Source organism: candidate division WOR-3 bacterium (assembly GCA_016926475.1).
GTDB lineage: Bacteria > SDB-A > SDB-A > SDB-A > SDB-A > JAFGIG01.
The window spans coordinates 1-20,244 of the sequence record JAFGON010000067.1; the positions used below are offsets into that span (position 1 = coordinate 1).

The 20,244-nt window shown below is 41.5% G+C and carries 23 protein-coding genes and 1 tRNA gene; 14 read left to right on the forward strand and 10 right to left on the reverse strand.

What is annotated here, in order from left to right; translation table 11 throughout:
* Positions 1 to 172 precede the first annotated feature (172 nt).
* Genes JXA84_06520 through rfbD form a run of 8 tightly spaced genes read left to right on the forward strand, consistent with a single transcriptional unit; the run spans position 173 to position 5,822 of the window.
* Positions 173 to 487, forward strand: a complete 315-nt coding sequence (locus tag JXA84_06520; GenBank protein ID MBN1150855.1) for a YbaB/EbfC family nucleoid-associated protein — start codon at positions 173 to 175, stop codon at positions 485 to 487.
* 42 nt (positions 488 to 529) lie between these two features.
* Entirely contained in the window at positions 530 to 1,117 is a 588-nt protein-coding gene (recR, locus tag JXA84_06525; GenBank protein ID MBN1150856.1) for a recombination protein RecR, read from the forward strand.
* Positions 1,118 to 1,149: 32 nt separating this feature from the next.
* On the forward strand, positions 1,150 to 1,644 hold the full coding sequence (locus JXA84_06530; protein ID MBN1150857.1) for a roadblock/LC7 domain-containing protein: 495 nt from the start codon (positions 1,150 to 1,152) through the stop codon (positions 1,642 to 1,644).
* An 8-nt stretch (positions 1,645 to 1,652) separates the two neighbouring features.
* Entirely contained in the window at positions 1,653 to 2,234 is a 582-nt protein-coding gene (locus JXA84_06535) for a GTPase domain-containing protein (protein ID MBN1150858.1), read from the forward strand.
* Positions 2,235 to 2,236: 2 nt separating this feature from the next.
* On the forward strand, positions 2,237 to 3,337 hold the full coding sequence (locus tag JXA84_06540; protein MBN1150859.1) for a diacylglycerol kinase: 1,101 nt from the start codon (positions 2,237 to 2,239) through the stop codon (positions 3,335 to 3,337).
* Positions 3,338 to 4,273, forward strand: a complete 936-nt coding sequence (locus JXA84_06545; GenBank protein ID MBN1150860.1) for a GDP-mannose 4,6-dehydratase — start codon at positions 3,338 to 3,340, stop codon at positions 4,271 to 4,273.
* On the forward strand, positions 4,270 to 4,989 hold the full coding sequence (locus JXA84_06550) for an NTP transferase domain-containing protein (protein ID MBN1150861.1): 720 nt from the start codon (positions 4,270 to 4,272) through the stop codon (positions 4,987 to 4,989). Before JXA84_06545 ends, JXA84_06550 begins: the two co-directional genes overlap by 4 nt.
* Positions 4,986 to 5,822: a dTDP-4-dehydrorhamnose reductase gene (gene rfbD, locus JXA84_06555; GenBank protein ID MBN1150862.1), complete on the forward strand. Its 837-nt coding sequence runs from the start codon at positions 4,986 to 4,988 to the stop codon at positions 5,820 to 5,822. The genes JXA84_06550 and rfbD overlap by 4 nt, the downstream gene beginning before the upstream one ends.
* Before the next feature lie 15 nt (positions 5,823 to 5,837).
* On the opposite strand, the gene JXA84_06560 is transcribed toward rfbD, so the two are convergent.
* Positions 5,838 to 7,400 carry a response regulator gene (locus JXA84_06560; protein ID MBN1150863.1) on the reverse strand — a complete coding sequence of 521 codons (1,563 nt, stop codon included), beginning with the start codon at positions 7,398 to 7,400 and terminating at the stop codon, positions 5,838 to 5,840.
* A gap of 532 nt (positions 7,401 to 7,932) precedes the next feature.
* On the opposite strand from JXA84_06560, the gene JXA84_06565 reads away from it, so the two are divergent.
* Positions 7,933 to 8,016 (forward strand) — tRNA-Leu (locus JXA84_06565).
* A gap of 90 nt (positions 8,017 to 8,106) precedes the next feature.
* A complete protein-coding gene (locus JXA84_06570; protein MBN1150864.1) occupies positions 8,107 to 8,853 on the forward strand; it encodes a hypothetical protein in 747 nt (248 codons plus the stop codon).
* On the opposite strand, the gene JXA84_06575 is transcribed toward JXA84_06570, so the two are convergent.
* The 3 genes from JXA84_06575 to JXA84_06585 are packed head-to-tail and all read right to left on the reverse strand — an operon-like array spanning position 8,847 to position 12,241.
* On the reverse strand, positions 8,847 to 10,310 hold the full coding sequence (locus JXA84_06575; GenBank protein MBN1150865.1) for a glutamate--tRNA ligase: 1,464 nt from the start codon (positions 10,308 to 10,310) through the stop codon (positions 8,847 to 8,849). The two genes, JXA84_06570 and JXA84_06575, sit on opposite strands and share 7 nt — an antisense overlap.
* Entirely contained in the window at positions 10,307 to 11,989 is a 1,683-nt protein-coding gene (gene ftcD / locus JXA84_06580) for a glutamate formimidoyltransferase (GenBank protein ID MBN1150866.1), read from the reverse strand. The genes JXA84_06575 and ftcD overlap by 4 nt, the downstream gene beginning before the upstream one ends.
* A 3-nt stretch (positions 11,990 to 11,992) precedes the next feature.
* Positions 11,993 to 12,241, reverse strand: coding sequence for a hypothetical protein (locus JXA84_06585; GenBank protein ID MBN1150867.1), 249 nt, complete (start codon positions 12,239 to 12,241; stop codon positions 11,993 to 11,995).
* A gap of 176 nt (positions 12,242 to 12,417) precedes the next feature.
* Between JXA84_06585 and JXA84_06590 the strand changes: the two genes are divergently transcribed.
* The gene (locus JXA84_06590; GenBank protein ID MBN1150868.1) at positions 12,418 to 13,293 is read left to right on the forward strand and encodes a 4-hydroxy-tetrahydrodipicolinate synthase; all 876 of its coding nucleotides are present in this window, start codon (positions 12,418 to 12,420) and stop codon (positions 13,291 to 13,293) included.
* The gene (locus JXA84_06595; protein MBN1150869.1) at positions 13,290 to 14,504 is read left to right on the forward strand and encodes an aspartate kinase; all 1,215 of its coding nucleotides are present in this window, start codon (positions 13,290 to 13,292) and stop codon (positions 14,502 to 14,504) included. The genes JXA84_06590 and JXA84_06595 overlap by 4 nt, the downstream gene beginning before the upstream one ends.
* Position 14,505: 1 nt before the next feature.
* On the opposite strand, the gene JXA84_06600 is transcribed toward JXA84_06595, so the two are convergent.
* The 4 genes from JXA84_06600 to JXA84_06615 form a co-directional block, all read right to left on the reverse strand.
* A complete protein-coding gene (locus JXA84_06600; GenBank protein ID MBN1150870.1) occupies positions 14,506 to 14,790 on the reverse strand; it encodes a hypothetical protein in 285 nt (94 codons plus the stop codon).
* Between the two features lie 18 nt (positions 14,791 to 14,808).
* Positions 14,809 to 16,485 (reverse strand): ABC transporter substrate-binding protein, encoded by a 1,677-nt coding sequence (locus tag JXA84_06605; protein ID MBN1150871.1) that lies wholly within the window; start codon positions 16,483 to 16,485, stop codon positions 14,809 to 14,811.
* Positions 16,482 to 16,694 (reverse strand): DUF1858 domain-containing protein, encoded by a 213-nt coding sequence (locus tag JXA84_06610; protein MBN1150872.1) that lies wholly within the window; start codon positions 16,692 to 16,694, stop codon positions 16,482 to 16,484. The genes JXA84_06605 and JXA84_06610 overlap by 4 nt, the downstream gene beginning before the upstream one ends.
* Before the next feature lie 68 nt (positions 16,695 to 16,762).
* Positions 16,763 to 17,413 carry an endonuclease III gene (locus JXA84_06615; protein MBN1150873.1) on the reverse strand — a complete coding sequence of 217 codons (651 nt, stop codon included), beginning with the start codon at positions 17,411 to 17,413 and terminating at the stop codon, positions 16,763 to 16,765.
* A 184-nt stretch (positions 17,414 to 17,597) separates the two neighbouring features.
* Between JXA84_06615 and JXA84_06620 the strand changes: the two genes are divergently transcribed.
* The gene (locus tag JXA84_06620; protein MBN1150874.1) at positions 17,598 to 18,512 is read left to right on the forward strand and encodes a radical SAM protein; all 915 of its coding nucleotides are present in this window, start codon (positions 17,598 to 17,600) and stop codon (positions 18,510 to 18,512) included.
* 4 nt (positions 18,513 to 18,516) lie between these two features.
* Here the strand turns inward: JXA84_06620 and JXA84_06625 are convergent, their stop codons facing one another.
* Entirely contained in the window at positions 18,517 to 18,834 is a 318-nt protein-coding gene (locus JXA84_06625; GenBank protein ID MBN1150875.1) for a hypothetical protein, read from the reverse strand.
* Positions 18,835 to 18,938: 104 nt separating this feature from the next.
* Here JXA84_06625 and xth point away from each other — a divergent pair, with 104 nt between their 5' ends.
* Positions 18,939 to 19,712: an exodeoxyribonuclease III gene (gene xth, locus JXA84_06630; GenBank protein MBN1150876.1), complete on the forward strand. Its 774-nt coding sequence runs from the start codon at positions 18,939 to 18,941 to the stop codon at positions 19,710 to 19,712.
* Here xth and JXA84_06635 read toward each other — a convergent pair.
* Entirely contained in the window at positions 19,699 to 20,208 is a 510-nt protein-coding gene (locus JXA84_06635; protein MBN1150877.1) for a hypothetical protein, read from the reverse strand. The genes xth and JXA84_06635 overlap by 14 nt on opposite strands.
* Between the last annotated feature and the right edge of the window lie 36 nt (positions 20,209 to 20,244).

Here is a 20,244-nt window from a genome sequence, read left to right on the forward strand (position 1 = left end):
ACAAATCGAATTTATCCATACTCCAAAAAGCCGCTCTTAAAACTTGGGGTAAGAATTTAAAGATAGATTTCTTCTCGAATCAGAATAGCGACGAACCTGAAGAGGACGAAAACGTGAAAAAGTTGAAAAACCTTTTTGGGGGAGAAGTAATCGAAATAAATTGAGGGGTTGTATGCAAAATTTCGACAGAATTATTAAACAGGCTCAAAAAATGCAAGCGGATATAGACAGAATCCAAAAAGAACTCGCTCAAGAGAATTTTGAGGGAGAATCCGGCGGCGGAATTGTAAAAGCTGTCGTGGACGGAACCCTTAACCCTGTTTCAGTGAAAATCGAGAAAGAAATTCTCAAAAGCGAAGAAGTAGAAATGATAGAGGACTTGATAGTAGCCGCTTTCACCGCCGCCCAGAGAAAAGCAAAAAACACGGCACAAGAAAAAATGAAAGGCATGTATGGACCTCTCGACTTGCCCAAGGGACTTTGGTAGTTGACCTCTCTCCCTAGACATATAAATGAGCTAATTGAAGCAATGTCGTCTTTTCCTGGCTTAGGCAGGAAAAGTTCAAGGCGTATAGTCTTTCATCTTCTTTCAGAAAGCAAAGCGACAACTTTAAAACTATCAAACGCGCTCCAACAACTTCATGAAAAAACTTTTTTTTGCAGAATATGCGGAAGCATATCAGATTCTGAAACATGCAGTATTTGCGAAAATCCCTCAAGAGACAGAAACGTAATTTGCGTGGTGGAAAATTTTATAGATCAGATCGTCCTCGAAAGCACAAATTTTTACAACGGGCTTTACCATGTTTTAGGCGGAGTCCTCTCTCCTCTTGACGGTTTGGGTCCGGAAAAGTTGAACGTCGATAAACTGATGAAAAGAATCGGCAAGATGGAAATCAAAGAAATCATAATAGCTTCAAATCCAACTCCTGAAGGCAACGCAACAGCTCTTTATCTTGCCGATTTATTGGATAAAACCGGAATCAAAATTTCAAGGCTCGCCAGGGGGATTCCTGTGGGAGGGGATCTCGACCTTTTAGATTTAGAGACAATAAGGCTCTCCCTCGAAGGAAGAATTGAAATAAAAAAAAACAAGTTGACTAATAGTGTCTTTTAATATAACAAATACTTCATCTAAATGACTTTTTTATGTCTTATGAACACATAGATATACTTGAAGAAGACTTTTGGGTCTTGAAGAACATAACTTCGGCGTTTCAAAAGACCATCGACGCCCGAGTTATTGTCCTCATAGACCGTTCCGGACAACCTATTGTCTCCTGCGGTGAAACCGAAAACATAGACATTCTCGCGTTTTCTTCACTCGTGGCGGCAGATTATGCCGCGACCAGCCATTTAGCAAGCTTGATCGGAGAAAATGCTTTCGCGACGCTCCACCACCAGGGTATTGAAAACAATATTTTTATACAGATAATTGAGGACAAGTTCATCCTCGCGATAATATTCAAATCACATACCCCTCTGGGTAGAGTTAAAGTTGAAGCTTTGAGAACAAAGGAAAACCTCACGGAAATTTTTCAGAAAATAACTAAAAAAATCGAAGAGGATAAGACAACGGTTTTCCCGACGGAAGACATTGAAATTGACAATTTTCTTGAAGATTTTTTTGAAGATTTACATTAGGAGTTTTTTTGTCGGTAATTAATTACGCGTCAAGAGAGATAAATTGTAAAATCGTGTATTACGGTCCGGGTCTGGGCGGTAAAACGACAAACCTCAAGAAAATCTACGAAAAGGTCAACCCCAACCACAGGGGCGAGTTGATATCTCTTGCAACAGACATGGACAGAACGCTTTTCTTCGATTTTGTCCCGGTGGACCTTGGAACCATTAGAGGTTTTAAAACCCGGTTCCACCTCTACACAGTTCCAGGTCAGGTTTACTACAACGCTTCGAGAAAACTAATCTTGAGAGGAGTTGACGGAGTAATATTCGTAGCTGATTCGCAGATAGAGAGGCTTGAAGACAACATCGAAAGCATGCGCAACTTGATAGAAAATCTTAAAGAATACAATCTGAAACTCGGGGAAATTCCTTTTGTAATTCAATACAACAAGCGCGATCTTCCTAATATCGCCCCTCTAAACCAGCTTGAAAAACTTTTAAACCCCTTGAAGGTACCTACCTTCGAAGCAGTAGCAAGCGAAGGGATCGGAGTTTTTTCGACTTTAAAAGAAGTGTCGAAGTTAGTCTTGAAGAAACTCTCCCAGTAATAATGGCTCAAACCGAAATAGGAAAATCATTTTTCGACGCCCTCAGGGGCATGAAAATCGCTTTCAAAACACAAAAACATCTTCACCTGCACATATTCATCTTTATGCTCGCTCTCTACTCTATCGCTTTTGGGGGCGCCAACCTCAGAAATTCATTGGCTTTGCTCGCCGTCGCAACAATGGTCGTCACAGCTGAACTCATCAACTCATCCATAGAAATTCTGTGCGACTTTATTTCACCGGAGCACAATGCATTCATAAAAAACGCCAAAGATCTCTCAGCGGGAGCGGTTTTGTCAGCGACCTTTTCGTCTATAATATTCGCCTACCTGATTTTAGCCGACGCCGTGATGATTTCAATTGCCAGATTTTCCGGTTTCATCACCAAAATTCCTCCGCTCTACCTTTTACTTTTTTTACTGTTGTTCTGCGCTTTTACCTTGATACTTTCCAAAAGATTTTACGGAAAATTTTCAATTCCTTTTGAAGGGACTACTTTCGCCTTATCTCTTTTGATAACTTTTCTGTCTCTAAAAAGCTTATCTGTGACATTCGTTTTCTTCATGCTTATCGGCGGTATTATTCTCATTGAAGCTCTTCTGAGAAACAAAAACTGCGAAAATGTCTACATATCCGGATTGATGGCGATAATAGCAGCGGTTTTCATTCATAGAATATCAGCGAACATCGAAATACAGTTTTCAAACGATCTGGTCGCTTCGTTTTTAATTGGTGCATCTCCAACAAACGGATCTTGCTACATAGCTTCTTTAAAACCATCCCTTTCCTCTTCTGTAATCGCAATTTTCGGTGAAATAGCATCTCTTGTTTTTTTTACGATTTGGGGACCAAGGTTCAAAAATTCATTCGCCAAAAACAAAACAAACCACAGTTTCCCTCCTCCCTCCAAGTTTTTTTATCTGGGACTTTTCGTCGCTTCAGCCCTTCCTATGCCTTTTTCCTCCTCTGTCGTCTCTTCCTCTTACTCCACAGCTTTTTCCTGCGACAAGAAGCTTTCCGTTCCAATCTCAACTGTCGGGATATTGCTGAAATACTTTCTTGTCATAATATCTTTACCCCCATACGCTCGGATTGGAGTTTAGATGAAATATCTGGTAACCGGCGGAGCCGGATTTATAGGTTCTCACCTGGTTGAAAAATTACTCTCGTCAGGTGATAAAGTCATTTGCCTTGATAATTTCTCTACGGGTGAACGTGGAAATTTAAAAGATTTCGGCGGGTCTTCATTCAAATTAATCGAAAAAGACGTCACCCAACCCCTATCAATTGCTGAAAAAATCGACGTAGTCTACCATCTCGCTTCACCCGCCAGCCCACCAGATTATTTCAAACTTCCCGTCGAAACCCTCATGGCAGGTTCACTTGGCACATACAACGCCCTGAATCTTGCGCTTGAAAACAAAGCCGTCTTTTTTCTTTCTTCTACTTCCGAGATATACGGAGACCCGTCCATTTCTCCCCAAAATGAAGATCTTTGCGGATACGTCAACCCTATCTGGCCCAGAAGTGTCTACGAGGTTTCAAAACGCTTCGCCGAGTCAATCACCATGACATACAACAGAAAATACGGACTTAAAACGAGAATTGTCAGGATTTTCAACACTTATGGCCCGAATATGCGGATCGAAGACGGAAGGTCCATTCCAAACTTCATAAAATTGGCTCTTCAGGGTAAAGACTTGAAAATTTACGGAGACGGCAACCAAACCAGAAGCTTTTGTTACATTGATGATGTAGTAGAAGCCTTTGTCAAACTTCCGCGAATAGAGTATTCACAACCAGTAAACATTGGAAATCCCGAAGAAATATCAATATTCGACCTTGCCAAAACCGTTGTCAAATTGACTGGCTCAAAATCCACGATCACTTTTCACAGACCTTTAGACAACGACCCAAAAATTCGAAAACCAGACATATCGAGAGCTAAAAAAATACTCGAATGGGAACCAACGGTTGGTCTAAAACAGGGATTGGAAAAAACCGTTGAATCATTCAAAAGAAAAATCGGACCATTATGATAGGAATTATTCTAGCTGGAGGTCTGGGCACCAGACTTTTACCCCTGACAAAAGTGACCAACAAACACTTGCTCCCCGTCTTCAAAAAACCAATGATTTTTTATCCCATAGAAAAGCTTGTCGAAGCCGGAATAGAAGAGGCGGTAATAGTCGTAGGAGACAGATCCGCAGGAGATTTCATAAGACTGCTCGGCAACGGCCGGGATTTCGGCCTAAAAAACATTTTGTACACTTATCAAGAAGGAGAGAAAGGAATAGCTCACGCTCTTGGACTCTGTGAAAATTCAGTAAATGACGATAAAATCCTCGTAATACTCGGCGACAATCTATTTTCAGAAAAACTCACCGAACAAATCGGAATATTTCAGAATCAGATCATGGGCGCCCGTATCCTTTTAAAACAGGTCCCGGACCCTCAGAGGTTCGGAGTTCCTGAAATAAAAGAAGGCAAAATTGTGCAAATCGTTGAAAAACCCTTGGTTCCTCCCTCTGGGTTTGCGGTTACAGGGATATACATGTATCACCGGGATGTCTTTGAAGTCATAAAAGGCCTAAAACCTTCCAACAGGGGGGAAATTGAAATCACTGACGTCAACAACTTCTACGCCGAAAAAAAAACTCTGTCTTTCGGATTTCTCCAAAAATGGTGGACCGATGCAGGCACGTTTGATTCTTACGCCAGAGCTTGGGACTACGTCCGAAACGAAAACCGGTGAACTCTATAAAAATCCTTTTAACGGGTGGAGAGGGCAACCTTTCCGGAAAACTGAGAACAGATCTGTCCGAATTTGAAGTGTTTTCACCTGGAAAAGGTGAATTGGATGTCACCAATCCTGTCAACGTCGATTCATTCTTTAAAAAAACCGCACCGGATGTCGTCGTCCACACTGCAGCGATAACCGATGTAGACTATTGCCAGTCTCACCCCCTGGAAGCGGAGAAAGTCAACGTATCTGGAACTGAAAACATTTGTCTTCACTCCAAAAATATTCGCCTGATTTACCTGAGCACTGATTATATTTTTGACGGCAAAAAAAAAAGACCTTACCGCGAAGACGACGGACCAAACCCTCTTTCGGTCTATGGAAAGACCAAACTCGATGCTGAAAATGCCGTATTGTCACTTACATCCGATCACATGGTGGTGAGGACATCATGGCTCCTCTCAAGAACCTCCGGTTTTTTGATGAAAATTGCCAACCTTCTACTAACAGGGAAAAAGATCCCTGTTGTAGACGACACGGTAGGTTCTCCAACAGTAGTCGATTTTTTGTCTTTAACCATTTCTCAGACAATCGGTTCATCGTACAGGGGAATTCTGAATGTAGCAAACTCAAAGCCGGCCACCTGGTTTGAAGTCGCTAAAGAATACCTTGAATTGACAGGAAGGGATATAGATATCATTGTTCGGTCGTCTTCTGAAAATTTCAAAAACAAATCTCCGAGACCTAAATACTCTGTTTTGGACTGCTCTCTTTTGACTTCATTGACGGGAATAGAGCCGCCTTCATGGAGAGATTCCTTGAAAAAACATTTGGAAATAAATTGAAAAGGTCCTGTTTTCTCAAATGTCCTTGTAGATCTTAACAGTGACCGTCGTCCCTTTTCCGAGTTCGCTTTCGGCTTTAATCGAGCCTTGATGCCTTCCGACAATTTTTTTGGCAAGGGTTAGACCCAGACCCGCTCTTTTTTCATTGGTATCTTTAAAAGAGTAAAAAGGATCAAATATCCTCTCTAAATTGTCGTGAGCTATTCCTCTGCCGTTGTCTTCGAAAAATATGTAAACGCACTTTTCGTCTTCATCGGATTTTGAAATTATTTTTATCACTCCACCTTCATCCCCTACAGCTTCTACGGAGTTTACTATTATGTTTAAAAATGCCTGCCTGAGCTGGTCTCTGTCTGCGCTTACATTCGGGTTTTCTTCTTCAAAATGAGTTTCAAACCTTATTCTCTTTTTACAGGCGCTTTTATCAATCATTGCTATTGCTTCCAGAATGAGCGCGTTGACATCGACAAGACAATATTGAGCATTGTTAGTTGAAGAAAGAGATCTCAAGTTGCTTATGATGTCGGAAATCTTTTCAATACCCTCTTTTATGCAAGAAAGAGCGCTTTCAAGTTTATCTTTCTGAGAGACCGTATCTACGTTGTCCATGTAATCCGTGGCAATCTGCATGGCACTCAGTGGATTTGAAATTTCGTGAGATATGATGGAAGCGATTTCAGCCACAAGAGAGCTTCTGGTGTATTCCGTGGGAGCTAGTCGCTCTTTCATATCGCCTTTCAAGGACAGGGCTATTCCCTTGATAAGCCATGTGTTCTCGATTGAAACAGATACTCTGTTCGCCATCAATCGCAATATTCTCAGATCTTCCGCAAGGATGACCATGTCCTTTGGCAAAAAAGCAATTATCACGCCGTTTACGATAAATTTGCTCTTTAGAGCGAGAACGAGAAGTTTTCCTCTATCTGTGATTTTTTCAAAATACGCTTCATCTCTTGATATCGCTTCAACAGCTGTTTTTTCGAGCTCGTCGGCGTCTTTCTCGGCAAAACCGAAGCTCTCGACTAACGTCACCTTGTTTTCATCCGGTGAAGTCTTCATGAAAAAAACAAGCTTTTTCAAAGGTAAAATCAGTTTAAAAGTGTCTAAAATACCGTTGAACGCCTTTTCAATCCCCTCGCAAGAGAGCGAATCAAAAAGGTCGTTTATCGCGATAATCTTTTTAAGATAAGCGTTCTCTTTCCTAAGATTCTTCGCTTCAAGTTCCTTTTGAATCAATGAAATAATATTCTTAGCCCTGAACGGTTTAGGAACGTATCCGGCGGCTCCCTTCTTCATCGCCTCAACAGCTGATTCTATGGTACCGTAACCTGTCATGATAATGGGAACTATGTCAGGATGATAATTCAAAGCGTTTTCGATGAGTTCAATTCCGCTCATTTTGGGCATTTTCAAATCTGTGAGGAGGACATCGTAGGCGTTCTTGTTTATCAATTCAAGGGCTTCAAGAGAATCGTTAGTGGTATCGACTTTATAACCGGTGGAAACCAGAATTTCCTTTAAAAGTTCCGTTATCGATTTCTCGTCGTCGACAATTAATATTGAATAATTTTCAGACATATCGCTGATATTACTTAGTTAAATCTTATACCAACAATTTAGATAATACAACGAATAATAATCGAGAAAACTAAGTTTGGGCTAAAGAGAATAATTTAAGGTAATTGCACAAGAAATTATTGAAAACTGATATAATTTTAGTGCATGAAAGTGAAATACTCGAAGTTAACAAACAAGCAGATAAATGATTTGATCCGTGCATTTTTACTTGGAATACCAGCGATATAAGCAGCAGATTATGCGCAGGTTCATGGAAATACGGCCAACAAATTTAAAAAGGATAAGATTGAAAATTGCTGAAAACTGTATGAAGAACGTAAAGAGATTCAAAGGAGAAATTGAACAGAGATTTAACAACAGGTAGAATAAGAATTTATTTGGTTTAATCAAAAACATGTTATGATTCTCATGTGCAATTACCTGATTTAATTTAACCCTTAAAAAAAAATATCGGAATTTCATAACTATCCAGAAAAACATTTATCCGAAATGAGTTGACTTTTATTTTTCGCGCAAATAACATTCTAAAAAAGCCGGGATGGCGGAATTGGCAGACGCGCTGGATTCAGGTTCCAGTGAATGCAAATTCGTGCGGGTTCAAGTCCCGCTCCCGGCAATCAGACAACCGATGAATTGCCAATTTAAAAAAATGACTCTGCTCATGACTGTTGTAATAATCTCAGCTATGGGCAGTTTTTTCTCTTTTATGGCTATTAGATCATCAAGACCTATCACCGTAGCCGAACAACTTTCTTACTTCCCTTCTGGCAAGGGTTTTAGATTGGCGGGACCTTCCTTTTCTTCAACCATAGCAGACATAGCTTGGATACAAATCGTCCAGTACTACGGTTGGGAAGTAAAAACCAGCAGGGATTATTCCAAAATGAAAAAATCTCTTTTCACGTTGATAGACATTGACCCGAATTTCTCGACCCCATACACCTTAGGCGCTTTTATACTCTTGGATAATGTAAACGATTTTCAGGGTGCCATCGAAATTTTGCAAAAAGGCATTTTATCCAATCCCGACGAGTGGAGGTATCCTTTCTTGATTGGCTTTATTTACTGGATATCAGCTCCAAACAAAGAGGACAGTCTTCAAAATGTTTTTTATTTACGCGCTTCTCGCTACTTCAGAATATCTGGATCAAAACCAGGCGCTCCGAACTATGTCCTGAAGTTCTCTTCAGAAGCTGCAAAGAGAAGAGGAGAACACTTAACCTCCGCCGATATATGGCTCGAACTCTATAACTCTAGCGAACTCGATGAAGAAAAAAAGATATTCATCAGGAACGCGAAGAGAGAAATCGAAAGGTATATTCTCTCCCAAGTTCAAAGTGATTCTCCGATAACATTCAGAATTGAAGATCTAAACCTGAAGCCTGAACACATTTTTATGCCTGATGGATCCCATCTGGTAATAGACCGGACTATTTCCTGGGAAAATCAATAATGTTGTTTAATTTTCAGAATCGCTTTGGATAATCTCCTGGAAACTGCTTCAACTCCCAAAACTTCACAGATTTCAAAAAGACCCGGTCCAGCCGGCAGGCCGGTCAGGCTCACTCTCAAAGCGTGTATCAGCAAATTTGGTTTGACTTCAAAACTTTTGGAAGTGTCCCTCAGGCATCGTTCAAAATCCTCTTTTGTCCCGAGAGTCAAATCTTTGATGTTTTCATGCAATCTTTCAAGATATAGATCTATTTTGGGAACCGATATCACCGATTTTTCCCAAGCCGTATAATCGTATTCAACTGGGTCTTGGAAAAAATATTTCGCTCTTTCCGCCGAATCGGAAAGTTTTGGCAGTCTCGTCTTGAGAATTTCGAAGACTTTCGAACAATAACCTTTGTCAAAGGCCTCGGTGTCAATTCCCTCAGCTTGGAGAAAGATCTTTGATTTTTCGTAAATATCCAAGCCCGATAATTTCGAAACATAAATTGAATTTATCCATTCAAGTTTTTTCAAATCAAAAACCGCGGGACTTTTGGACAGACCTTCAAGGGAGAATTTGGATATCGTCTCTTCTCTGCTGAGTATCTCTTCGTTGTTTCCTGGCGACCACCCGAGAAGCGACAAAAAATTGAACATTGCCTCCGGAAGTATGCCGTCCTTTTCATAGTCTGAAATTGAAACCGAACCATGCCTTTTGGAAAGTCTTTTTTTATCCGCGCCTAAAATGAGTGGAAGATGTATGAACTGGGGTTCGATCCAGCCCATCGACCTGTATAAAAGGACGTGCTTCGGCGTGGAAGAAATAAATTCTTCCCCTCTTAGAACATGGGTAATATTCATCAAGTGATCGTCTATTACATTTGCGAAATTATAAGTGGGGAAACCGTCGCGCTTTAAAAGGACCATATCGTCGATAGTATCATTCTTAAAGCTGACAGTTCCCCTGAGATAATCCTTGTAAGAAGTCACGCCTTCCAAAGGCGCGGCGAATCTCACTACCTGTCCATTTTCTTTCAAACTTGAGATGCCTTGGTATGGAATATTTCTGTTTCTGCAAAATCGATCGTACATAGGGTTTTTTTTCTCTTCTCTGAGTTTCGCCCTCAGTTCTTCAATCCTTTCCTCCGGACAATCGCAGACATAAGCGAATCCTTTTTTAACCATCTCCCTGGCTACAGTATCGTAGAGTTCAAGCCTTTCCGACTGAACGTAAGGGCCAAACTCCCCCCCGAATCCGTATCCTTCGTCTGGTGAAATTCCAAGCAAGTTGAGTGCATAGACGATAGATTCTACGGAACCTTCGACATATCTTTCTCTATCTGTGTCTTCTATTCTTAAAACAAAACTGCCTCCAGTATTTTTAGCCAAAAGATAGTTGAATAGTGCTGTCCTTACATTTCCCACATGAGGAAAACCTGTTGGAGAGGGGGCGAACCGAACTCGAATTTTATTCATTTGGGCTCCGTGATAATCCCGTAAACAGACTTCATTATTTTGTCCCTTGAGGATTTTGCGTCTTCCATCAGTTTTTGGGCTTCTTTTTTGATTCTCTCTCTGAATTCGTCGTCTCCGATAGACGAAAGGTTTATTAGCACATTCAGGAAAGCCCCTTCAGCCGCCGCAAATGCCGAAAGAGCCGCCACGCCAGCATCGGATATGCTGTTGGGGTTTATCCTTGAAGCCAAGACCTCCAAGATTTTCAAGACCTCGACAGAACACGCGCAGGTTCTTAAGGGTACTTCCGCAGCTTCTTTGTTTGCCTTTTCAAGAGCATTGCTCCTGAGGTTTATCTCTTCTTCGGTTTTTTTCGGCATTCGTCCCGCGGTAATAATCTCGTTGAAAGCGTCAGTGTCTTTGTCAATAAGTTCAGACAGTTCTTCTTTCAATTCATGGGCTTTAAAAGCGGTTTCTTCCATATATGATTTATATTCGGAAAAATTTTTGTGCCCAAAAGTCAGGTTTGCGACCATAGCCGTCAAAGCGGAACCCAGGGATCCTAAAAGAGAGCTCACGCTCCCCCCTCCGGGAGCTACAGAGTTGGAAGAGACCTCATCTATGAAATCGTATACTTTTTTTGAAGCGAGTTTACCCCCTTTTTTTGCCCCCACAACGTATTCGATTATTTTCTTTTCCGGTTCAAAACCGTAGAGCGAAGAGAGACCGAGTGACATTACTGCCGATTCAATTGCTTTTGTCTCGTTGACGGCTCCGCATTCACCTTGCTTCGATAAAAAATACCTGCCGGATTCTTTGATCGCCTCAAGCGGAACCAATCCTACTATTTCACTTCCGGTCACCAGAGCTCCCCTCAAGTCCGCCTGTCTTCTAACTTCTTCAAAAGCAGTGTGGATTCCCGTCGTACGGTAATCTGTCAAATTCATGGTCACTTGGGCTACGTTGAAATCGGGGAGATACCAACCCGTAGCCTTGCAAGATTTCAGGGTGCCGGGTATTTTGATTTTTTCTCCTTTTTCATTCAGGACAATTTTCCCTTTTTCGTCTCTTTTAAACCTTCCTGAATCGCTTATGGTCTTGCCGATATCTTTCGCAATTTTCGGGTCGGTCGAATTGAGGTTTATATTATAAGCGATGAGAAAATCCCTTACGCCGATGACCGTCGCCCCGGATTTAGCGTTGAAAGTAGCTGGACCAAAATCCGGTCGCCAATATTCATCTTTCATTTTTTCTTCGAGAGCTTCATATTCTCCCTTTCGTATTTCGGCAAGTAAAACTCTTTGCGGTTTAACAGCGGATTTCTCATACATGTAAACAGGTATATTAAGCTGATCTCCCACCCTTCTTGCGAGTTCCACGGATACGGCGACGCACTCCTCGTCCGTGATACCCGATATCGGAATCAAAGGACAGACATCTGTTGCGCCCATCCTCGGGTGGGCTCCTTTGTGGGTTCTCATATCAATCAATTCTGAAGCCTTTTTGATGGCTCTGTAAGCGGCCTCTATCACGGATTCTGGGTTTCCGACGAAAGTGACAACTGTTCGGTTGGTGTCTGGTCCAGGGTCTACATCAAGCAAAATTGCACCTTTGGTGTTTTCAATTTCTTTCGTGATGAGTTCGATTTTCTTCTTGTCTCTTCCTTCACTGAAATTTGGTACGCATTCTAACAATTTCATTTTTCACCTTTCGATTTCGCTTCTTATTTCATAAAGTTCGTTGCTGATGTCCTCGAGAGACCTCGCGATTGAAGATGACGAGTTCGCGATTTTTTCGAGATTTCTCGTGTCGGTCTCAAAACTGTCCCCGTTAAATTCCGCGTATAATTGTCCGAAAGAAAGATAAGGACGAATTAAATTCAGAAAAAGAAGAACTGCAATCACAGCTAAAAGAATCATGACAGGTTTGGATCCTTCGATCTTCAAAGTCATTTTTGCCTCCTTTTGAATTTTCTTCAACTACAGAGAAATTTTATCATAAAAGAAACGATTTGCACCCTCGGGCTTTTTCGTCTCGAAACGGTAATTATTTTACCAGAAAACCGAATTTATTCTTCAATAAAAATGTCCTTTTGCGTATAATACCAATACAAACCCTGGAGGTGTTTATGTTTGAGTTCTGCACAGTCGCGATGATAACCCCCTTTAGCGAAGGCAAAATTGACATGGAAGGGGTAAGGAAAAACATTGATTTCTACGTCAGGGGTGACGTCAGCGGAATTCTCATAGCCGGAACTACTGGAGAATCACCAACTCTCACTGAAGAAGAATACCAATCTTTAGCCAATGAAGTCGTCCATGCAGTCAACAAACGCGCCAAGGTAATGCTAAATGCTGGAACAAACTCGACTCAAAAATCTCTTAAAAACCTCTCCCTTGCGAACAAAATCGGAGTTGACGCGGTTCTCGCGATTACCCCTTACTACAACAAACCAAATCATTCCGGGATGAAAGAGCATTTCGTCCGTATAGCCTCAGAAACAGATTTGCCGGTGTACATCTACAATGTACCATCGAGGACAGGAGTGAATATAGATATTGACTTGGTCGTAGAGCTCAGAAGCGAGAACAAAAACATAGCAGGAATAAAAGAAGCGGGGGGTAACATAGACAGGTTTTCAGATATGGCGCAGAAAATTGACGGTGGTTTTGAGATTCTATCAGGAGACGACAATATGACCCTGCCCTCAATGTCAGTGGGCGCAAAAGGCGTTATTTCTGTCAGTGCGAATATAATCCCCGCCGAAGTTTCAAAAATGACAAAAGTGTGGAGTCTAAAAAACCCCGACACCGCTAGAGAAATACATCTAAAATTCTTTCAACTGACCAAACTTCTTTTTGTCGAGACAAACCCAGTTCCCGTTAAAACAGCCATGCGTCTGATGGGCTTACCTTCCGGAGAGCTGAGGTTGCCCTTGGGAGAGATGTCAGAAAAAAACGCGCAATTGCTCAAAGCCGAACTAGGCAGACTCGGACTGGTGTGAACAAAATCGTAGTTCAAAAATTCGGCGGCACAACTGTCGGCACACCGGATAAAATCAATCTCGTCGCAATGGAGATCTCCGACATGGTGCAGAAAGGCTACAGAGTTGCGGCTGTTTTATCAGCGATGGGACAGCAGACCGACGAATTGATTTCATTGGCAAAATCGGTCACAGACGATCCTGATCCGAGAGAATTGGACATGTTGGTGACGGTGGGAGAAAGAATATCCATATCATTGCTTTCCATGGCTCTAAAAAAACTCGGAAAGGACGCGATTTCTTTTACGGGCAGCCAAGCCGGAATAATTACCGATTGCAACCACAACGACGCCAGAATACTGAGAATCACGCCAAACAGAGTTCTTGAAGCTTTGAATTCTGATAAGATAGCCATTATCGCGGGATACCAGGGAGTAAGTGAAAAAAAAGAAATCACTACACTCGGTAGAGGTGGTTCAGACACCTCTGCCGTAGCTATCGCCTGCGTGTTAAGAGCCCATTATTGCGACATTTTTACCGATGTTGACGGCGTCTTTGCAACTGATCCGAGAGTCTTACCCAGGGCTAAACACATCGAAAGAATCGGATACGAAGAAATGATGGAATTGGCGGCCCTCGGAGCAAATGTCGTTCATCCCAGAGCCGTCGAAATTGCCCAGAGATACGGGCTTGAACTAAGGGTGAAAAACATTGAAAATTACTTTAAAAAATGCGGAGGTAAATTGACCGAAATAAAGAATTTTCCACTTTCGCTTGAATCAGTCACGGTAAAAGGTCTCGCGTCAGACAACGAAGTGTCGTTGATATCCGCCGATATCGACGATGAGAACCATATGTCCTTTTTGGCATCCCTTTCCGAGAACAATGTTCCAGTGATCAATTTCATCCTGAACGATAGTGGTAAATCCCGGTCATTGGAAATACTCGTCAGATCAAATAACACCGACAAAGCGAGAAAATTACTTGAAGGTTTAAAATGTCGAAAAATTGAGATTTCTCGGGACTACGCTCTTATCAGCTTGGTGGGTACAGGCAGCGGAAATTCGCCGGAATTGATGAAAAAATTGATCGGGGTTTTGAAGAAAAACGGATCTTTGGTCAAGATGATTTCTTGCTCCGAGGTAAAAATCAGCTTTTTAACCGAAAAAAAATTTTCCCCTTCGCTTTTAAACGAAATAGCACTCGTTTTTGATCTATTGGAAGAGGAATAGGCTATTTGGTCTTTGATCCATCGGAGGTACTTTTTGAAAGTTTTTTTTGAAAATTCAGAATTAACCCTAAAGGAATCAATACGACATAACCTGCTATGAGTAAAATTGGTGCCAGGGTTATAGAACCTCTTCTGAGAAACACATACCCGATTATGACAGATAAAACACCGACAGCTATTATTAAATAATTTATTGTAGTCAAACCAATCCCTTCCGTGGGTTGGTTTTTTTTAACCTCTATTTCTTTATCTTTCTTTTTTGTCTCAATGTTTTTCTTGCCGGACATTAAAACTCCTTTTTGAAATTAGTTCTGTTCATTCAGCGGCAGAATACGTCCTCTTTGAATTGTGAGCAGTTGATGCGCGATTCTGCTTCCGGGTTCCAAAATTATTTGCCCTGAGACGCCGGAGTGTATTCTTAGGGAAGTTATGGCGTCTCCAAGCTGTTTTGAACTTTCGAAAGATTTACCCTGAGAAGCGACAATCAATATTCTCATCGCGTCATATCCGAGCCTTGCCACCCTTGAGGGCTCTCTGCCGTATTCCTGAGTGTAGTCGTTTACGAAACCTATTGTCTCGCTCCCGAAATACCCCTTCCCGGGAAATACGGCCCCCACTACCGCGTCTTCGCCGTACCTTACCACTTCATCGTTGTTCCAAATGGAAGATCCGAGAAACCTCGCGTTGCAGCCGATAAACCTCAGCGTAGGAGAGAGCTGGACTATTTCGGTTACGCTTGATGAAATAAAAACAGCGTCAGGTTCTTCGAGGGTAATTTCAGACGAAATCCTCGTAAAGTCGCTTGTGCCTCTTGGAAAAGTCCAACTTCCAAGAATATGCCCTCCGAGGCTTGTCACATAATCCGAAAACTTTTGTAAATCCTCCTCGTAACCTTCGCCCCCGACAACACAAAAATTCGAGTAAAGGGCTTTTTCAACCGCCCATGTCGCCAGGACAAACAATTCTTCATCCGTTTCAGGTCTGTTGAGTTGAAAGATATAACTTCCTATGTCGCTTATGCCAGATTGTGTTGCGGTAGGTGTGATCATCGGAATCGAGTTCGCCACGCATATTTCTGCGACATCTATCGAAGAGGATGAAAGCAAAGGTCCGATAATTGCTATGACTCCTTTCTCGTCAATCAGTTCTTTTGCGCATTGAGTCGCCTTTGAAGGTTCTCCGTATGAATCGTAGATCAGTATTTCAAAACCACTGCCTTTAAGGGCGAGTTTTATGCCGTTTATCACTTCTTGGCTGTATTGAGCGTGCTGCCCCGTCAAAGGCATAATAACTCCGATAAGTTTTGAGTTTATCTGTCTTAGAAACGGCGGTCTTCTCTCTAAAAACTCCGAGTTCTGATGGTTGGTTTTCAATAAATCCCATAACCTCTCCGACTCAGTTATGTCGCCTTCGCTGAATGCCGCTGTGCTGGCAAAAAACAAAATTCTGGGTGATAGAGAAGTTTCCCTGTTTGATTCGTAAAGGTCTTTAAGTTCGGTCGAGCTCAGGTTCGATGTCATGTCGTTCAACTCGTTTAAAGCAATTTCTTTGAAAGGGTCACCATCTGGAATGAGGTCATACATCATCAGAATCGTCTCGGAAGATTCTTTGAAAGCTTCTTCGTCAGAAAAGACACGGGCCAAAAGGCGGAGAGCTGTAATTTTATTTTTAGCCGGTAAATCTTCTTCTTGGAGCAAGTCCGAAAGAGCCTTTTCTGATTTCGGCATATCTCCTATCATGTAGGCGCTCAAGGCTATCATGTATTGTGTTTCAAACCTCAAGGAATCGGAAGGCGATGAGGAAAGAATTTGGTTGAAAATTATTATCGCGTCCTGATATTCGCCCTCGGCGTATTTCTCAAGGGCGATTCTGTTGAGGTCTTCAACGTACGATGTCTGTTGTCCCTGTCCGTTTCTGAGCGGAGTGCAAGACAAAAAAACCAGTGTTATTATTACTATAAAATTAAGTGTTTCAGTTTTCACTTTGATGCTTTTGAAACCAAATCGTTCATTTCTTTGACCACTTGATCTACATCCAAACCATGGGCGGTCAGCCCGTCTTTCAACGACTCTCCCGCGGCTAGTAGACACCCCAAGCAGTGAAGGTTGTATTTTTGAAAGATTTCAAGTGTTTTGGGATATTTTTGTATTACTTCAGATAGCTTAATTTCAGGCGTAATTAAATCGGGCATTAAACCTCCAAGATAAAATATTCTTTACAAATAATAAAATATATACAAATTGCCGAATAAAGCAAGCATCATTGAGTGTTCTTTTTATCTTGCTGGGCTTTTTTGCATAATTTTGAAATCTCGCACCCCGCGCAATTCGGTTTTCTTGCTTTGCATACGTTTCTGCCGTGATCACCAATGACGAATGAAAATCCTGTTCGAATTTTATCGGGGACGATTTTTACGAGCTTAAATTCGATTTCTTCGGGATTAAGATGTTCTTCGACAAGTCCGAGACGGGCTGTGACCCTTATCAAGTGGGTGTCGGCAATTATGGCTGGTTTACCTAAAAATTCTCCGACAAACAAATTCGCTGTCTTCCTGCCAACTCCGGGTATTCTTATAAGATCTTCTATAGTTTCCGGTACCTCTCCGTTGTATCTTTGTTTCAAGAAAGAAGCAGCCCCTATAATTCTTGCTGACTTCATTCTGTACATTCCTACGGGTTTTAGTATTTCTTCAAGAATCTCTGGATCAGCTCTTGAGATCTCGTTGACTCCCGGATATCTTTTAAACAAAACGGGTGTCACCGAATTCACCCTCGAGTCCAGGGTTTGAGCCGAAAGTATTCCAGACAATAAAAGTTCATATGGTTTTTTGTAATTTAAATGGCATTTAGCATGAGGATATAGTTTGGATAAAATCTCATAAATTTTAACAGCTCTTTCTTTCTTGGTCATTTATCTGTCCTTCTGGCAATAATTTGATCTCAAACCTTATTAAAGCACAAAAATCCACCTATGAAAATATAATACAGGAAGTTGACACAATTTTTCATTTGTTTTATAAAAATTTATGGAAAAAATCAACCCGGTGTACCTCGAACTTTCGGGAAGGGATTCTTTGGAGACAAAAGCCGATAAATTGTCCAAAATATCGGAGCATTGCACTCTTTGCCCTCGTAAATGCGGTGTCAACAGGCCAAAAGGTGAAGTTGGATTCTGCAATTCAGGAACAGAAGTTTTGATTGCATCCTTTGGCAGACATTTCGGAGAAGAGCCTTGCATAAGCGGGGAAAAAGGATCTGGAACCGTTTTTTTCGCCGACTGCAACATGCGATGCGTGTATTGTCAGAATTTTCAGATCAGCCAGAATTTTAACAAGGAAAATGGATTGAAAGGTGAAAATGTTCTGAGCGAAATCATGATTTTGCTTCAAGAAGACGGCTGTGAAAATCTCAACCTCGTCACTCCAACTCATTTTTTACCCCAGATCGTCAGGTCTCTGTATTTGGCTGTTTCCAGAGGTTTTTCTCTTCCCCTGGTATACAACTGCGGCGGATACGAAAATCCCAAAGTCGTGGATATCCTTGAAGGCGCAATAGATATTTACATGCCGGACATAAAATACTTTGACGAAAAACTGTCAAACAGATATTCTCTGGCTCCTGATTATTTCCAAAACGCCCTGAGATCCCTCGAAAAGATGACGATTCAGACGGGTAATTTTAAAACCAACCCCAAAGGTTTGGCAAAAAGAGGCGTGATACTGAGGCATTTGGTGCTTCCGGGACTCGCCGAAGACAGTAAAAAAATACTTACAGCTGTCAGGGATCATGTCGACAAGGAGATATGCTTGAGCCTTATGTCGCAGTATTTCCCGTCCAACAGGTCAAGTTGTTTCCCTGAAATAGACAGAACTCTACAACCAGAGGAATACTCAGAAGTCGTGGATCACGCTGTTAAAATCGGTTTTGAGAATATTCTCGTACAGGATCCCAGAGAATCGCCGAAATATTTAAGACCCGATTTTTTAAACGATCATCCTTTCGAACAATAAATCATCAGTCTCTTATCCCTGAGTTTTTTAGACGCAGTACAAACCAAACAGTGTTTATAACGACAAGAGCCAAAACAGTCAAAAAGCCTATCAGCCCGGCATGATCAAAAAATCTATGGGATTCTGCTACAATCCATCCAAAAGCGCCTGCAACACCGAAAACAGCAAAATGGAATTTCATTATTTTTTCTTTTTTTGACAGCCTCTTCCTCAGAATGCGGGGTTTCTTATAGGAATCTTTCTGGGCAATTATTACGCTCCAACCCCCGAAGAACATCAACAGAACGCCTCCTGCTATTCTGCTCAAATAAACAGCGAGCATTGAATAATCTCCTTTTTTAAAGAATTTTTTGGCGTTTGAAATCGATTTATAAAGACGTATAATATAGTCTAGAAGTCGAAGAATCAACAAAAAGAGAGCTGACCATGAAAATAGCGACATGGAATGTAAATTCAATAAATACAAGAGCGGAATATTTACGGATTTGGCTGGAAAAAAACGCACCTGACGTAATCATGCTTCAGGAGACCAAAACCCCAGATGATAAATTTCCTGAATCTTTTTTTATGGAAGTAGGCTATAAAAGCTATTTTAACGGTCAAAAGTCATACAACGGAGTCGCCATCCTGTCAAAAAAAGAATTGACAGGCGTAGTGAAAGGATTCGACGGTGAAGCTGAAGCTGAAAAAAGACTGATCTCAGCTTTTTACGATGATAAATTGATTGTATGCGTATATGTTCCCAACGGTAAAAGTCCCGCGGATCCATCTTTTAAGGTCAAACTCGATTTTTTTGACAAGCTCCGGGAAAAACTTGGTGAAAACATAAAAAATAAAATCATAGTGGGCGGAGATTTCAACGTGGCCCTGCGGGATATTGACGTCTGGGATCCGGTTAGGCTGGACGGTTCCATTTGTTTTAACCCCGAAGAGAGAAAAAAGATGAAATCGATCCTCGACACAGGTTACGTCGACTCTTATTCAAAAATATGGCCTGAAAAACAGGCTTTTTCATGGTGGGATTACCGAGACGGTTCTTTTCACAAAAACCATGGAATGAGACTTGATTACTTGCTGTTTTCCAAAAATATGGAAAACGACATTATTTCCTGTAAAATTGATCGTGAATCAAGAAAAAAAGCGGGAGAGTTAAAACCTTCTGATCACTCCCCCGTAATAGCGGAAATCATGGAGCGATGATATCCATCAGGGCTTCAGTGACTTTCTCTTGAATTTCTGAGTTTTCAGGATTTGAAAGATGACTGGCAATCCATATGAATTCATCTTCAGTCATTGAATACCTCTGATATATGCTCTTTTCGATTTCACTGAAATCCCCGCCGACAGTTATCTGGTTGTATGTCTCCACGATTTCGGGATTTTTGGATTTAAAAGCTGAATCCGAGAGTTGTTCGTAGGTCACTCCCAGGCTGTCTAAGTAGTTCTTGCCAGTTTCGGCTCGCTGCTGAATGAGAGCGTTGATTTCCTTGGCGCAGGATATGTATCTATCGGACATCTCCTCTGTGATAATTCCGTCTTCTGGGGGTTGGAAAACAATTTCCGCGGTGTCCGTGACAACAACGCCAACAGAATCTCCGTTGAGAGCAACCGTAGAATCTGTTTGACTGCCAGGGTTCTGACTGCAGGAACTAAAAATCAACACGGTCAGTATGATAAAAAGATGAATTTTCCTCACTTTTCCTCCTTTAGTTTTCATAACGCCATCAACAGA